Source organism: Bradyrhizobium sp. SZCCHNR1015 (assembly GCF_032489875.1).
GTDB lineage: Bacteria > Pseudomonadota > Alphaproteobacteria > Rhizobiales > Xanthobacteraceae > Bradyrhizobium.
Window position 1 is genome coordinate 1 of record NZ_JAUEYW010000002.1, and the last position, 14,254, is coordinate 14,254.

Here is a 14,254-nt window from a genome sequence, read left to right on the forward strand (position 1 = left end):
CGTGACCCCAAAAGTGTCAACCATGTCCCCGAACAGGTGTAAGCTATGTCTCCGGGCTAAACAGCAGCGAAGCAATCCAGGGCCGAGCAAGGACTCTGGATTGCTTCGCTTCGCTCGCAATGACGGAGGATGTTGTCGCAGCGTCACTCAACAGCGAACAGCTCTAACGCAGCAGCGATGACCGAGCGATGAACCGCGCCGCGATCGACCGACGGCGGATCGACGCAGCTGGCCGGATCGGAGCTGCGGCCGAGGTCGGTGCTCTCGGGCAAGAAGACATAATGGCCGGCGTCGGCGGCGACCATGTCGAACGTGCTGCGCGGCAACCGCTCCTGCAGCCAGCGTGCGGCCGGCAGCAGCGCGTCCGCACCTCCGACCATGATGCGGGTCGACACGCGGATCGCGGTGACGCTCTCCTCCGAGAAGCCCTGCACCGATCGGCCCGGCGCCAGCAGCAGCGCCGCCTTGATGCGGGGATCGCGATAGGAGGCCGACATCCGCGCCCAGGAATCGCGGAAGATCTGGCTCTTCTCCATCAGCCGCGGCAGATGATCGACGAGATCGGGAAACTCGCGCGGTCCGCGGCCGAGATTGGCGCCGGGCTCGAACGGCGAGCGGAGCATGTTGGCGCCGAGCAGGGCCGTCGCCGTGACGCCACCGAGCGAATAGCCGACGGCGTAGTTGCGGGCGAGGTTGATGCGGCCTTCGAAATCGGGATGAGCGACGATGTGGTCGATCAGCAAGGACACGTCGCGCGGGCGTTCCCATGAGCAGAGGAAGCCCTCTGCGCGGTAGGGCTCGGCGTTGCTGTTGCCATGATGATTGACGGCGACCGCGACAAAGCCGCGGGCCGCCAGCTCGCGCGCCAGCCATTCGAACTGCAGGCCGTTGCAGCCGGTGCCGTGCGAGTACACGACGAGAGGACAGGCGTCCGCGCTTGCAGCGAGCGGCGAATTCAAGGCCGCTGGTCCCGCATTGAACCAGCCCTGCGGCCACGGTGCGAGCGGGAGCGCCGTCTCCTCGGCGTCGTCGGCGACCGGGTACCAGGCGAACCAGTCGATCGGTCGCGGCCCGTCGCCATCCCAGTTCGCCCGCGATGCGTCGGCGAACCGTCCCTGACGAAATCCGACCCTCATCGCTCCGTCACGACTTCACGGCGCCCGCGGTCAGCCCGCCCACCATATAGCGCTTGAAGGCATAGTAGACCGCGGCGGGCGGCAACGCGTAGATGAAGCCGGTGGTCATCAGCAGCTCCCACGGCGAATCGTCGGCGGCCAGGAAGTTGCCGAGCGCCACGGGCAGCGTGATATCCTTGTCGTTCGACAGCAGCAGGAATGCGTAGAGGTACTCGTTCCAGGCCAGCAGCACGGCGTAGGTGCCGATCGCGACCAGCGAGGGCATCATCAACGGCACATAGACGAGGCGGAAGATCTGCAGCGGGCTGGCGCCATCCATCACGGCGGCCTCGTCCAGCTCGACCGGCAGCTTGTCGGAGGCCTGTTTCAGCACCCAGATCGCATAGGGCGAGGCGATCGTCACCATCGCCAGGATCAGCGACCAGTCGTTGTTGAGGAGGCCGTATTTGCCCATGGTGCGATACATCGGCACCGCGAGGAACGCGGCCGGGATGAAATAGGTGAACAGCGCAAGGTTCATCACCACGCGGCTGCCGGGCACGCGCAGGCGCGAAATGGCGTAAGCCGCGCAGGTCGCGATCACCAGGGTCAGCGCGCCGACGGCGGCGGCAATGAGGACGGAGTTGCCGAACTGAATCCAGAAGTCGCGCAGGAAATAATGCTGCTGGTGGAACACGATCGAGAAGTTGTGCAGCGTCGGATGATCCGGCCACAGCTTACCCGAGAACGCGTCCTCCTTCGGCGAGATCGCGAACAGGAACATGTGGTATATCGGAATCATCGTCCAGATGAAGACGGGAATGCCGATCAGCAGCAGCCGGGCCTCGGTGCCAACCTCGCGCAGGGTGGGGAGCTTCATCGCGACAACCGCTTCATCATGAAATAGACCAGGGGGAGCACTAGCGGCATCGCGCAGACGATCGAGGCCATGGCAAGGCTGAGCTGATCGAGCCGGAGATAGCGGATGCCGAGTGTCGACAACACATGGGTGAGATCGGCGGGACCGCCGCCGGTCAGGAGATAGACGCTGTTGAAGTCGCCGAGCGTCCAGATCATCGAGAGCAGCGTGCAGGTGATGTAGAGCGTCTGCATCGACGGCCAAGTGATGAAGCGGAACTTCTGCCACCAGGTGGCGCCATCGACCTCGGCCGCCTCGAACAGGTCCTGCGAGATCGCGAGCCGACCCGTCATCAGGATCAGCGTCCAGAACGGCAGCGACTTCCAGATGTGCATGCCGATCGCCATCGACAGCGCAACGGTCGGATCGTTCAGCCAGTTCGGGCCGTCATCGCCGGTGAACTTGAAGATCAGCTGGTTCACCACGCCCCATTCGGGATTGAGCATGAAGCGCACCGACAGGATGGTCGGGATCGAAGGCACCGCCCAGGGCAGGATGAAGATGACCGACAGCCATTTGATCCAGCCGCGCTGCTGAATGAAGAAGCCGGACAGGAACAGCGCGACCACCATCTTCAGATTGATGCCGACCAGAAGGAAGATCAGCGTGTTGACGGCGGCGCGCGCGAAGATGGGATCGTTATACAGCGCGACATAGCTGGCCGGCTCCCGGGCGAGCCACAGGCCGTAGCCGACGGGATAGACGACGAAGGCGAGGAAGACGAGCAGATAGGGGGTAAGCATGACGATGCCCCACACCTGTGACGGTGTCAGCAGCACCGGGCGCGGCGCCTCCGCGATCGCGGAATCGGAAGCTGAGAGCGTGATCGCCATGGTCGTTTTTCCCGGGTCGTCTCTTCCCGCCTATAAGCCATCCCGGCCGCATGCGCTGCGGCCGGGATTTGGTGTCTTGTCAGGATCTCGCCAGTGCCTCGCGAGGCGAGAGACTAGCCGGCGACCTCCTTGAGCCGCGCGATCAGCTCGTCGACGGCCTTCTCGACCGGCACCTTCTCGCTGACAACGCGGTTCATCGCCTTCGCCCAGACGTTCTCATTGTTGAGGATCGTGAACTTGTAGTTCTTGGTGAAGTCGAACGGCGTGGTGCCGCCGGTGAACTGGGTGTACACGGCCTTGCGATGGCGGTCGGCCTGCCAGAACGGGCTCTTCTGGCCGGCGGTCGTCACCGGGAACCAGCGGCCCAGCGCGCCCTCGACGTAGGGACCGAGGTTCTCCTCCTGCATCAGGAACTTGATGAACTCCTTGGCCTGCGCCTTGTGCGGCGCATTGGCGAAGATCAGGCCGGTCTTGACGTCGGAGCGGTACTTGATCGGCGTGCCGTCGGGCTTGTTGGGGAAGGACGCGGTGATGATGTCCTCCTCATAGGCCTTCTTGCCGGCCGCGCGCTGCTCGGGTGTCAGCGCCGGGTTGGTGGAGTCCTCGAACCACTTGGCCGCGATCGAGATCGTGAAATTGTGGGTCATCACGATCGTCTTGTTGTGGAAGGCGACGTTGTTGTCCGGATCCTTCCACGTCGTGGACGAGGGCGGCGTGCAGCCCTTGATGTAGGTGTCGGTATAATCCTTCATCGCCTTGACGAGGCCGTCGCGCACCTTGGGGTCGTCGACCAAGAGCTTGCCATCGTCATCGACCAGCTTGACGTTGTAGGCGTCCATGAAGGTGTAGAACGACTGGAACGAGTCGGTGGATTCCACGCCCATCGGCTGGCCGACGCCGTAGATGCGCTGGCCGGTCGCCTTGCGGATCGCCGGCTGCACCTTGTCGCACCAGAACGTCCAATAGTCTTCCCACTTGGTCGGGATGTCGCTCTGCTTGAAGCCGGCCTTGCCCAGCATGTCGCCCCAGATCTGGACGTGCATGCTCTGCTGCTTCAGCGGGAAGCCGTAATAGGCCTTCTTCTTGGCGACGTTGTTGTAGAGGTAGGCGGTCTCGAGCGTGTTCGGAGCGAACGCCGACTTCATCGGCTCCAGGATGTCGGTGAGATCCTCGAGCTTGCCTTCGTAGGCCCACTTACCCTGCGCCTGAACGTCGTAGGTGTCCGCATAGGCTACGTCGGGCACGGTGCCGGAATCGAGCGCGGCGACCGTCTTCGGAATCATGTCCTGGATTGCGTATTGCGACAGCTCGACCTTGATGCCGGTCTTGGCCTCGAACTTCTTGACGACGTTGAGCAGCGCATCGTCCTCGGACTTGTAGAAGCCCTTGCTCCACCAGATCGTGATGGTGTCCTGAGCGATAGCTGGTGCTGCAGCGCAAAAAAGCCCGGCGGCTACTGCGATTGAAAGCGCACCCATTCCCCTGGATTTCACATGTCTCTCCCTGATCCGCCGATCTTGCTCGATCGGTTGTGGCGGGACACTAGCCCAGGGACCCGACGTGATCCAGAAGTAATATATCAGACATAGGTCGTGGCGGCGGCCGCGTCTCGGCACGCGAAGCAAGCCGAGTTGGTCAGTTCTGCTTGGTGGGAGTGCCGCCCGTCGGCGCGTCAGCCTGCGGCGCATTGTCCGGCTGGGCCGGGCGCAATCCGCCGCCAGTGAATCGTTCCAGCACCGAGCGCACCGCATCCCTCGTCTTGCGGTCCTTGACTGCATCGAGCAGAGGGGCGGCGGCCGGGGCGCGGCGGATCAGGCTTTCCGGATCGGGAAAGATCAGTGGATCTTCCCAGGGGCCCTGGACGACGAAAGGCAGTTCGAAGCCGTTGCTGCCATTGCCTGACGACAGCAGGCTCGCGACGCCCTTGAAATCGTATTCCCGTGTCGGCACCGAGGCCGTACCGGTCATCGTGATGCGCGCGGTCGGGCTCTCGACGCGGATGTCCTCCGCGGTCGCGATGCCCTCGGAGAATTTGACCGCGATCGTCAGCGAATCGTAAGGCGTCGAACCGGAACGGAAATTGCCGCCCCGCGACAGCGGGCTGCGCTCGAGGCGCTTCAGGAGCTGCTCGACGTTGAAGCCGGAGATCGCGCCATCGCGGCCCTGCAAATTGGCGCTGCCGTCGAGCGACTGGGCGAGCCCGAACGGGCTCGAGCCCGAAGCCGTCAGCGAGACGTTGAGATTGCCGCGTCCCGACAGCGACGACACGCCGAACATCTCGTTGGCGCAGGCCTGCAGATCGACATCGTTGAATTGCAGCTCAGCCTTCACGTCGGCCACGGTGTCGGCCCGGGCGATTCCGAACGAGCCGCGCACGATGCCGCCATACATCTGAGCCTCGCCGACCGAGAGGGCGAGCACGCCGTTGCGCAGGTTGGCGCCGAAGGCCGTGCGTCCGATTTTCGAGGAGCCGACCGTGACTTTTGCGGCCGATAGCCGCATGTCGAGGTCGGTGGTGGACAAGGCCTTGAGGTCGAACAGTTGCCGGTTCCAGTCGCGCGCACCATTGGCCAGCAGCCGGACTGTCGAGATGTAGGGGGTGAAGTCGAGCGCGTCGGCCGCCAGCGTCGCCTGCAGCGTCTGCCGGCCGTTATTGGCGTAGGTCATCACGCCTTCGGCGGTGTTGCCGTCGAGCTCGACGTTGACATTGGTGAGGGCGACCGAGGCGCCGACCACGTTGGCGCGGGCACGCAAGGCGAAGCGCCCGAAGCCGCCGCCGCCGAGCGGCGTCTGCCCCGTCCAGCGCAGCGCATCGCGGAGCGACGGGCTGTCCACGGTCAACGTGCCTTCCATCAGCGCGCTGGTGCGGTTCGCGACCGTGCCATCGAAGGCGACCTTCAGTGGCGGGCTGGCGAGACGCATCTTCAAGCCCGACCGGTCCCCCGACAGCGCAGCCAGGAAGTCGCTGACGCTGATGGAGCCCTCGATGCGCTGGCCGCGCCAATCGAACTGCCCGGTCGCCGCGAACGAGCGCGAGATCGACGGCCAGGCGAGCGACAGATCAATATCGTCGAGCCGCTCGGAAGCATGGTGGTCGGTGTCCTCGTAGACCAGGATGCCGTCCTGGATGCGGATCTCGGAGAACGACATCTGGCTGTCGGGCCCCGGACGCATCGTGCGCGCGATGGTCTCGATGAAGGGAGTCCAGTTGCTGTTGCCGTCGGCCTCGCGGGTGACGTTGATCTGCGGCCGCAGCATCATGACATCGGCGATTTCGAACCGCTGCAACAGCAGCGGCAGCAATTGCAGATTGGCGGTCAGCACGTCGACGCGCAGGGCCGGATCCTCGGTGCCGCTGCCCTTCAGGCCGACATCGTGGAACGAGACGTAGCTGCCCGGAAACAAGGAGACGTCGATATGTCCGTTGACGACGAGCTCGAGCCCGGTCACGGCGCGGATCTGGTGCTCCACCGCCTGCCGCAGTGCCTCGCGATTGACCAGCCAGGAGCTCGCCAGCAGGGCCACGAACGCGATGCCCAGCAGCACCGCGATCGGTGTGCCGAGGCGCCTCATTCCTTGGGCCATGGTCACGGACATGTCCTGGGATCGTCGGATCGCTGGTTGCGCGGGATGGGCAGGGTGCGCCGAAAACCCCTGCCAACATCAACAACTTGATGCGCTTTCTTGACGCTTTCAAGGCCACGCCGCCGGTGTGGCCGGATTGCGGCGGATCCCTGATATTCCTGACTCCGGATCGCCCCGGAGGCGCAGGCTGGCGCCACAGCTAAAGCAGGATGTGCGCGTTGGGAAGGCATCATTGACGCATTGCGAAGATTTCGCCTAATAATCCGGTCGATATCCGCGCGGTCGCCGCTCTGCATCAGGTCATTTCCGTATGAACAAGGTCTATCCGGACGCCAAATCCGCCCTTGCTGGCCTCCTCAAGGACGGCATGACCATCATGTCGGGTGGGTTCGGTCTTTGTGGCATCGCAGAAACCCTGTCCGACGCCATTCGCGAGTCCGGGGTGAAGGACCTCACCGTCATCTCCAACAATGCCGGGGTGGACGGCATCGGCCTCAGCCGGCTGCTGGAGACACGGCAGATCAAGAAGATGATCTCGTCCTATGTCGGCGAGAATAAGCTGTTTGCCCAGCAATATCTGGCCGGCGAGCTGGAGCTCGAATTCTGCCCGCAGGGCACCCTGGCCGAGCGCATCCGCGCCGGTGGCGCCGGCATCCCGGCCTTCTTCACCAAGACCGGCGTCGGCACGCTGGTCGCGGAGGGCAAGGAGGTGCGGGAGTTCGACGGCGAGAAATATCTGATGGAGCGCGGCCTGTTCGCCGATCTGGCGATCGTGCACGCCTGGAAGGGCGACACCGCCGGCAACCTCGTCTACCGCAAGACCGCGCGCAACTTCAATCCGATGATGGCCACTGCGGCCAGGGTGACAGTCGCGGAGGTCGAGCATCTGCTGCCGGCCGGCCAGATCGATCCCGACCACATTCATACGCCCGGCATCTTCGTCAAGCGCATTATCCAGGTCGGAACCGAACTGAAGCGCATCGAGCAACGCACCGTGCGCAAACGTGAAGCCGCCGCTGCAGCCGGGGAGGAAGTCTGATGGCCTGGACGCGAGAGCAGATGGCGGCGCGCGCCGCCAAGGAGCTGCGGGACGGCTACTACGTCAATCTCGGCATCGGCATTCCGACGCTGGTCTCCAACTTCATTCCGCCGGGCGTCGACGTCGCGCTGCAGAGCGAGAACGGCATGCTCGGCATGGGTCCGTTCCCCTATGAGGGCGAGGAGGATCCCGACCTCATCAATGCCGGCAAGCAGACCGTCACCGAGCTGCCGATCACCAGCTATTTCTCGTCAGCTGAATCCTTCGCCATGGTCCGCGGCGGCCACATCGACCTGTCGATCCTCGGCGCCATGCAGGTCGCCCAGAACGGAGATCTCGCCAACTGGATGATCCCCGGCAAGATGGTGAAGGGCATGGGCGGCGCGATGGATCTCGTCGCCGGCGTCAAGCGCGTGGTCGTGGTCATGGAGCACAGCGCCAAGGACGGCCCGAAGCTGCTCAAGCAGTGCACCTTGCCGCTGACCGGCGAGCGCGTGGTCGACATGGTGGTGACCGATCTGGCGGTGTTTACGATCGACAAGCACGGCAATGACGGCATGGCCCTGATCGAGCTCGCCGATGGCGTGACGCTCGACGAGGTCAAGGCCAAGACCGAAGCCGAGTTCCGGGTCGCGCTCAAGAATGCCTGAGGGCGCGACTACCAGCGCCGACACAGCATCTCCGCGACCTTGACGGCGAGCCGGCACGCAGCATGCCGTGGCGGGCTCGCAGCAGCGGGCGGCGCGGTCTCCGCCAGCCCCTGGATGATGAGGCACGGCACACTGCGGCTGAGGCAGATCAGCCCCATCGCATAGGCCACGTTGTCCGTCGCAAGCGCACCTGGAAACGCTGCTGATATCTCGGCATCCGTGCCGTCGCTATCGCACGTCACTGTCATTCCTTCGAAGAACACGCCGATGTCATCCAGCATGCCATCCGTGGCCTCGTGCGCGAGGCGGCAAAGCTCGGGGTCGGCCGGAATGATCATTCCGCTGTCATCGACCGAGGGCGGCTCGGCAATGCTGAGCGCGTCGCGCAGCTTGATCTGAATCCGGAATGGCGCGACCGAGGTGGCAATGACGAGGTCACCGGGGCCGGCCCCGACGAATCGCGGGCCGCGGGAGACGTGCGGGAGATTCGGTCCCAGTGCCTCGGCCCGTCCCGGCATGATCAGCCACTGCGCCCCATGCTCTTCGATCGCCACTGCGGCCGCGCTCGCCACCTCGGCCATCGATCGCCCGAGGCATACGACCGCATGGAAGCAGGAATGCCTGATGATGGCGCGCGCCGCGTTGCGCTGTTCAATCAGTGTGCCCGGGCCCATGGCCTGGACCAGGGCTTCGATATCCTCCGGCGTTTCGACCACGAAACCGATCGTGTTGGCTTTGGCATGGAGAAATCGCAGCGCGTCGAGCATCGCGTTGATGCTGGCCTTCTCCCGACCATCGAGCTGCTGCCACAGCGCTTCGAGCACATCCAGGGAGGCCTCGATGCCGGCGCCGATCACGCCCTGGCCGAGCGGGCGGCCGGGTGTCTCACAACGGTAGAGCTCCTCCAAGGCCTGCTGGACGGTTCTGCGGTCTTTGACGGCGTAGGCTCCTTGCAGGATGCGCGCGAGAACCTGGGCGCGCTTGCCAAGTTCGAGCGGAACGGCAAGCCAGGCAAAATCAGCCAGCTCGGCGGCCTGCTCGCTGGCGGCACGCTGAAATTCGCCGACGACCTGACCGTAGTGCCAGCTCAATTGCCACGGGGTCACCTGCCTCCCGCGATACCTGCCGCGCTCGATGCGTTCGAGCGATTGTGCCTGCAACTCGTTGCGCAGGTCGGGATCCATTCCCGATGCGCGGGAATCCAGCAGCCGATAGGCGCGTGTTGCGATCGCCGGTCCGAACCATTCGTGCTCGGGGTCGCCGACCGAGAGACCGCTGGGCATGCGGATGTGGACCGTCCTGCGAAACTGGTCGAGCTCGCGTCTTGCCACCTGGGCCGCGGTCACCGAAACCTGCTGTACCTCGAACAAGCCGTCGACGACACTGGCCCAGTCCCAGAAGTCGTCGCCATAGAACGGAATGCGATATTGGCGGCTCGCGACGATCCGTGCGCAAACCTGTTCGATGGCGGGAGCCACACGATCCAGAATATCCTTGCGCGCCAGCGCGCCGTCCGTGAGACATTGGTGCACGAGACGCGCCGCGCCCGCATTCACCACATGCCAGTCCTTGGCGGCGAACTTAGGCGATGTCCGCAGATATTCGAGCGCGTCGATGAGGCAGCGTCCAGCCAGTGCGCGAGGCGAATCGTCGTCGAACCAGCTGGTGTTGCCAATTCCGTAACCATGCAGGTCGGACGTGAAGAAGACCGGCGGATGTCGAGAATTCACACTCGCCTCCTGGTCCGCTCATCGCGTCTCTCAACGGAAATTGTCTAACGTTTGTAGCTTACATCTCGCAACCGAAAGTTGATTTTGTATGACTGTCATTTGTGCCAGTGTCAGGGCACCGCCGATCCGGCACCGGCGTCGGCTGCTGTCGAGCGTGCTTGAGGCTGAGCATGCCGCGTCATGCGCGAATGGCGCCGAGGAGCCGGCTGAGGCGCTGCGTCAGGCTCCGGCTCCATGAAGGCTGTTTGCGGACCAGGCGGAAGCCGAGATTGGCAGGTGGCGTGCCGGAGGCGCACCCGCCGGCGCGCGCGTCGCGGATGAAGTCGGTCACGTAGGCTCGATGCGCGCCTTCGGCCAGCCGCACGCCGCAATTGCTGACGGTCTTGGTGACGCGACCTGCACTATCCTGCATCTTGCGTGTGAAGCAGGTCGAGGTCCATTCCCAGACATTGCCCGCCAAGTCAGCAACGCCGTGCTCATTGATGCCGAAGCCGCCGAAGCCGCGCGTCTCGGAGTCCTCTTGCAGGGCGGCTTCCCGTTCGTAGCGGGCAATCCAGCGCCGCGAGGGATCGGCGTCGTCGATCGAGACGCCATCGTCCTTGAAGCGGCTGCCCGCCGCATAGGCCCACTCGGTATCGGTCGGCAGACGATAGCTGTGGCCGGTCCGGCGTGAGAGCCATTCAGCGTAGGCCACCGCGTCGTGCCAACTCACCTGCACGGCCGGGCGATCGATGGCGATGGGAACGTTGCGATCGAGCGCGCGGCACGCATGCGCTTGGACGCAGGCGTGGTAGTCTGCGGCACTGACCTGGTTCGTCATGATCGTCAGCGGATGATCAAAGCGGACCGTCGTGATGGGAGCTTCGGCCTGCCGCCCGCTGCGGAGATGGTCACCGGAGTCGCGGTAGCTGATCGTACCGGGTGCGATCTCGGTGAGGGCAGGGCCGTCGAGGCCGGCAGCGCGGTTTGGCAGATCTGCAAGGATCGGTGCCATTGCGGTCGGGCCAGCCAATCCGACGACGCAGGCGATGGTGAGCTTGATCTTGAAAGCGAGCAGCATGGCAGCACACTCAGGAGAGTGGGGGCCGGATACGCCGGCCCCCCTGGGCCGATCAGTTCGTCGTGCCGGTCGGAATGTCCGCCGGGGCTTTGACCTGCGTCATCAGGTCGTCATTCCACTTGCCTTCGACCTTGAAATGGGCGGTCGCGCCGAGATTGGCCGCCTCGATCAGGTTGTGGGTGACGTAGGCGTAGATGCCGGGCTGCAGGAATTTGTAGAGCGCGGCGCCCGCCGAGCCGCCGCGGATGAACCAGGTCTCGAGCCCGGTCTCCGGCGCGTTCGAAAATTTTCCGGTCTCCCAGACATAGTCGCCGTGGCCGCCGATCAGATGCGGACGACTATCGCGATTCGCCTGCGAGTGCACGATCAGAACGTTCTCGCCGACATTGGCCGTGAGCGCATTCTTTCCGGTGAGCGCGCCGGCCTTGCCGTTGAACACCACATGGGTCGGCGTGAGCTTGCGCATGACCTCCTCGGTGTCGCTATAGGCTTCGCCGGGCGAGTCGTAGGACTTGAAGTTTCCCTTGTCGTCGCGCGGGACGTAGAGGTCCTGCTCGCCGATGTAGTAGATGCGATCATAGCGCAGCGCGTGTCCGCGGCCGTCATTGAGACCGTCGCGCGGCAGCACCATCACAGCGCCGTTCATGCCGGAGACGACATGCCAGGGGATCATCGGTCCGCCCGGGGCGCAGTGGTAGACGAACACGCCGGTCCGCGTCGCCTTCCAGCGTAGCACGACCTGCTCGCCCGGATTGACCAGGGTCAGCGCGCCGCCGCCCAGCGCTCCGGTCGCGGAGTGGAAGTCGATATTATGCGGCATGCTGTTGGTCGCGGGATTGACCAGGGTCACCTCGACATAGTCGCCCTCATGGACCACCATCAGCGGGCCTGGCATCGAGCCGTTGAACGTCATGGCCTGGAAGGTGGTGCCCTTCTCGTCGATCACCATCTTCTTCTCCTGGACCACGAGCTTGAACTCCATGATCTTGGGTCCCTGCTTGGTCGCCTGCTCGTGCGCATGCACGAACGGCGGAGCCACCAGATCGACCTTCTGGCGCGGCAGCTTGAGGTCCTCGGCAACAGCGGGAGCCGCAATCATCATCGCGGCGATGGCTGCACTGAACATGGCGGTGCGGCGGGTCAACATGGATCGCTCCTTCATTGGATCTGTTGTAGTGCCGCAATCAGCATGCTCCCGTTGGAACTCGGCTTGTTTGTGCTGCAACAAGCAACTTCGCAATTGCGGAATCAGACGGCGGATTTCGAGCGAGATTGGCGCGACTGTACCCGCGCAGAGCGCTAATGAGTTGCATCGGCGCGCAGTTTCTTGGGAGGCCGGACAGGGTGCGGAGCAAAGCGGGGCAGACTGTCCCGCGCGACTACGCGATTAGACGGGCCTCTATCCGTTTGCCGATACAGCACGAGAATCGCGGGCGCTATGATGCGCGCTTCAGAGCAGAGCCCTGGACCGACAATGGGCTCCCGAACTCATCAGCTCAGCCAGCGCACCGTCAGCAACACAACGAAGGCCACTGCTGCCGCGATGCAAAACACCGTGGTCATGAACATGGCGATGTTGCCGAGCAGGCCCGTTGGCCCCGACTCGTCACGGAACGATTCGAAGCCGTCGGACTGGGGGATATGGCCGCGGATGCCGGCGAGGAGAGCAAATGAACGGATCAGCAGTTGCAGAGCTTCCATTGCGGCTTCCTCGAATCGTCAACAAATCAATGATGACGTGAAATGAGCCGGCCACTTTGAGGAAGCGCAAAGTCCGCGGTGATCACCGGCGTTCTACTGCGTCAACAGGTATCTGCCGGCCGCGCCTTGAGAAAGCTCAAGGCCGTCCCTCTTGCCTTGTGTCAAGAAGCTCCCAACCCCAGGTCGATACGCTCAGGTGACAGGCAGGACATGAGACCAGATCTTGCAGCATGCTACGGACAGGAGCGCCTCCCGCGCTACACCAGCTATCCCACGGCGCCTCATTTCTCCGCCGCGGTCGGCCCGTCCACCTACGCAGAATGGCTGCGCGCGATACCAGCGAGCGCGACGGCATCGTTATACCTGCATGTGCCCTTCTGTCGCTCGATGTGCTGGTATTGCGGCTGCAACACCATGGTCGCCAAACGCGACGAGCCGATTGCGGTCTACGAATCGGCCCTGCGTTGCGAGGTCGACATGGTGGCGCGCCAGATCGGCCGGCGGCTGCAGGTCGGGCACATTCATTTCGGCGGCGGCACGCCCACCATCATGGCGCCGGAGTCCTTTGTCGATCTCGTCGGATCGCTGCGCCATTCCTTTTTCGTGCTGCCGTCGGCGGAGATCGCCATCGAGATAGATCCGCGCACGCTGACGCCGGAGATGATCGCGGCGCTGGGGGTGAGCGGGGTCAATCGGGCCAGCCTGGGCGTGCAGAGCTTCGATCCGCGGGTGCAGCAGGCCATCAACCGGGTGCAGAGCTTCGAGCAGACCGCGGCGGCGACGAACGGATTGCGTCAGGCCGGCGTTGCCGGCATCAACTTCGACCTGATCTACGGACTGCCGCATCAGAGCGTTGAGTCGTGTCTCGACACCGTCCGGCGCGCCATCGACCTGCGCCCCGACCGGCTCTCCGTGTTCGGCTACGCTCATGTGCCATCGTTCAAGACGCACCAGCGCAAGATTCAGGACTCGGCGTTGCCGGACAGCCTGGAACGCTACGATCAGGCCTGCGCGATCGCTGACGCGCTGAAGGACGCAGGCTACGTGCAGATCGGGCTCGATCATTTCGCCTTGCCCACGGATCCCATGACCATCGCGTTCCGCGAAGGCCGCCTGCATCGCAATTTCCAGGGCTATACGACCGATGCAAATGATCTGCTGCTCGGCTTCGGGGCCTCGGCGATCGGGCAGCTGCCGCAAGGTTATGTCCAGAACGCGCCGCAGGTCCGGGCCTATGAGCAGAAGATCGCCTCCGGCAGCCTCGCGACCGTGAAAGGCTATGGACTGACCGATGACGACCGCCTGCGGGCCGACATCATCGAGCGCATCATGTGCGACTACGGCGTGGACCTCGATGTCATCTGCACCCGCCATGGCACGGACACCGACGACATGCTGAGATCGGCGCCGCGGCTGCAATCGTTGATCTCCGACGGTGTGGTCGAGCTCAACGGCGGTGCGCTCGCGGTGACCGAGCATTCCCGGTTCCTGGTGCGCAGTGTCGCCGCGGCGTTCGATGCGCATCTCGACGCGTCGAAGCAGCTGCACAGCCGGGCGGTCTGACCGTCGAGGTGCCGCGGTGCTTGTGCCGCGACAAAGACCGCCAACGGCATGCCCGCTAC

Annotated in this window: 12 protein-coding genes; 3 read left to right on the forward strand and 9 right to left on the reverse strand. The window is 64.1% G+C overall.

What is annotated here, in order from left to right; translation table 11 throughout:
* Positions 1 to 143: 143 nt before the first annotated feature.
* The 5 genes from QX128_RS03785 to QX128_RS03805 all read right to left on the reverse strand — a co-directional run bounded on the left by QX128_RS03785 (position 144) and on the right by QX128_RS03805 (position 6,452).
* On the reverse strand, positions 144 to 1,136 hold the full coding sequence (locus QX128_RS03785; RefSeq protein ID WP_316236723.1) for a signal peptidase: 993 nt from the start codon (positions 1,134 to 1,136) through the stop codon (positions 144 to 146).
* A gap of 7 nt (positions 1,137 to 1,143) precedes the next feature.
* A complete protein-coding gene (locus tag QX128_RS03790; RefSeq protein ID WP_315802620.1) occupies positions 1,144 to 1,995 on the reverse strand; it encodes a carbohydrate ABC transporter permease in 852 nt (283 codons plus the stop codon).
* On the reverse strand, positions 1,992 to 2,867 hold the full coding sequence (locus tag QX128_RS03795; RefSeq protein WP_316179762.1) for a sugar ABC transporter permease: 876 nt from the start codon (positions 2,865 to 2,867) through the stop codon (positions 1,992 to 1,994). Before QX128_RS03795 ends, QX128_RS03790 begins: the two co-directional genes overlap by 4 nt.
* Before the next feature lie 113 nt (positions 2,868 to 2,980).
* Positions 2,981 to 4,360 (reverse strand): ABC transporter substrate-binding protein, encoded by a 1,380-nt coding sequence (locus QX128_RS03800; RefSeq protein WP_315802622.1) that lies wholly within the window; start codon positions 4,358 to 4,360, stop codon positions 2,981 to 2,983.
* Between the two features lie 142 nt (positions 4,361 to 4,502).
* Complete coding sequence (locus QX128_RS03805; protein ID WP_316179839.1) at positions 4,503 to 6,452, reverse strand: AsmA family protein; 1,950 nt, start codon at positions 6,450 to 6,452, stop codon at positions 4,503 to 4,505.
* Positions 6,453 to 6,762: 310 nt separating this feature from the next.
* On the opposite strand from QX128_RS03805, the gene QX128_RS03810 reads away from it, so the two are divergent.
* Both QX128_RS03810 and QX128_RS03815 read left to right on the forward strand, forming a co-directional pair.
* A complete protein-coding gene (locus tag QX128_RS03810; protein WP_315802623.1) occupies positions 6,763 to 7,491 on the forward strand; it encodes a CoA transferase subunit A in 729 nt (242 codons plus the stop codon).
* Positions 7,491 to 8,141 carry a 3-oxoacid CoA-transferase subunit B gene (locus QX128_RS03815; RefSeq protein ID WP_315717539.1) on the forward strand — a complete coding sequence of 217 codons (651 nt, stop codon included), beginning with the start codon at positions 7,491 to 7,493 and terminating at the stop codon, positions 8,139 to 8,141. Before QX128_RS03810 ends, QX128_RS03815 begins: the two co-directional genes overlap by 1 nt.
* An 8-nt stretch (positions 8,142 to 8,149) precedes the next feature.
* Here QX128_RS03815 and QX128_RS03820 read toward each other — a convergent pair whose 3' ends face one another.
* The 4 genes from QX128_RS03820 to QX128_RS03835 all read right to left on the reverse strand — a co-directional run bounded on the left by QX128_RS03820 (position 8,150) and on the right by QX128_RS03835 (position 12,632).
* Positions 8,150 to 9,871 (reverse strand): hypothetical protein, encoded by a 1,722-nt coding sequence (locus QX128_RS03820; RefSeq protein WP_316236724.1) that lies wholly within the window; start codon positions 9,869 to 9,871, stop codon positions 8,150 to 8,152.
* A 178-nt stretch (positions 9,872 to 10,049) separates the two neighbouring features.
* A complete protein-coding gene (locus tag QX128_RS03825; RefSeq protein WP_316236725.1) occupies positions 10,050 to 10,931 on the reverse strand; it encodes a formylglycine-generating enzyme family protein in 882 nt (293 codons plus the stop codon).
* A 52-nt stretch (positions 10,932 to 10,983) separates the two neighbouring features.
* Complete coding sequence (gene nirK / locus QX128_RS03830) at positions 10,984 to 12,078, reverse strand: copper-containing nitrite reductase (protein ID WP_315802627.1); 1,095 nt, start codon at positions 12,076 to 12,078, stop codon at positions 10,984 to 10,986.
* 344 nt (positions 12,079 to 12,422) lie between these two features.
* Entirely contained in the window at positions 12,423 to 12,632 is a 210-nt protein-coding gene (locus tag QX128_RS03835; RefSeq protein ID WP_315802628.1) for a hypothetical protein, read from the reverse strand.
* A gap of 210 nt (positions 12,633 to 12,842) precedes the next feature.
* Between QX128_RS03835 and hemN the strand changes: the two genes are divergently transcribed.
* Entirely contained in the window at positions 12,843 to 14,195 is a 1,353-nt protein-coding gene (hemN, locus tag QX128_RS03840) for an oxygen-independent coproporphyrinogen III oxidase (RefSeq protein ID WP_315802862.1), read from the forward strand.
* Positions 14,196 to 14,254: the final 59 nt, after the last annotated feature.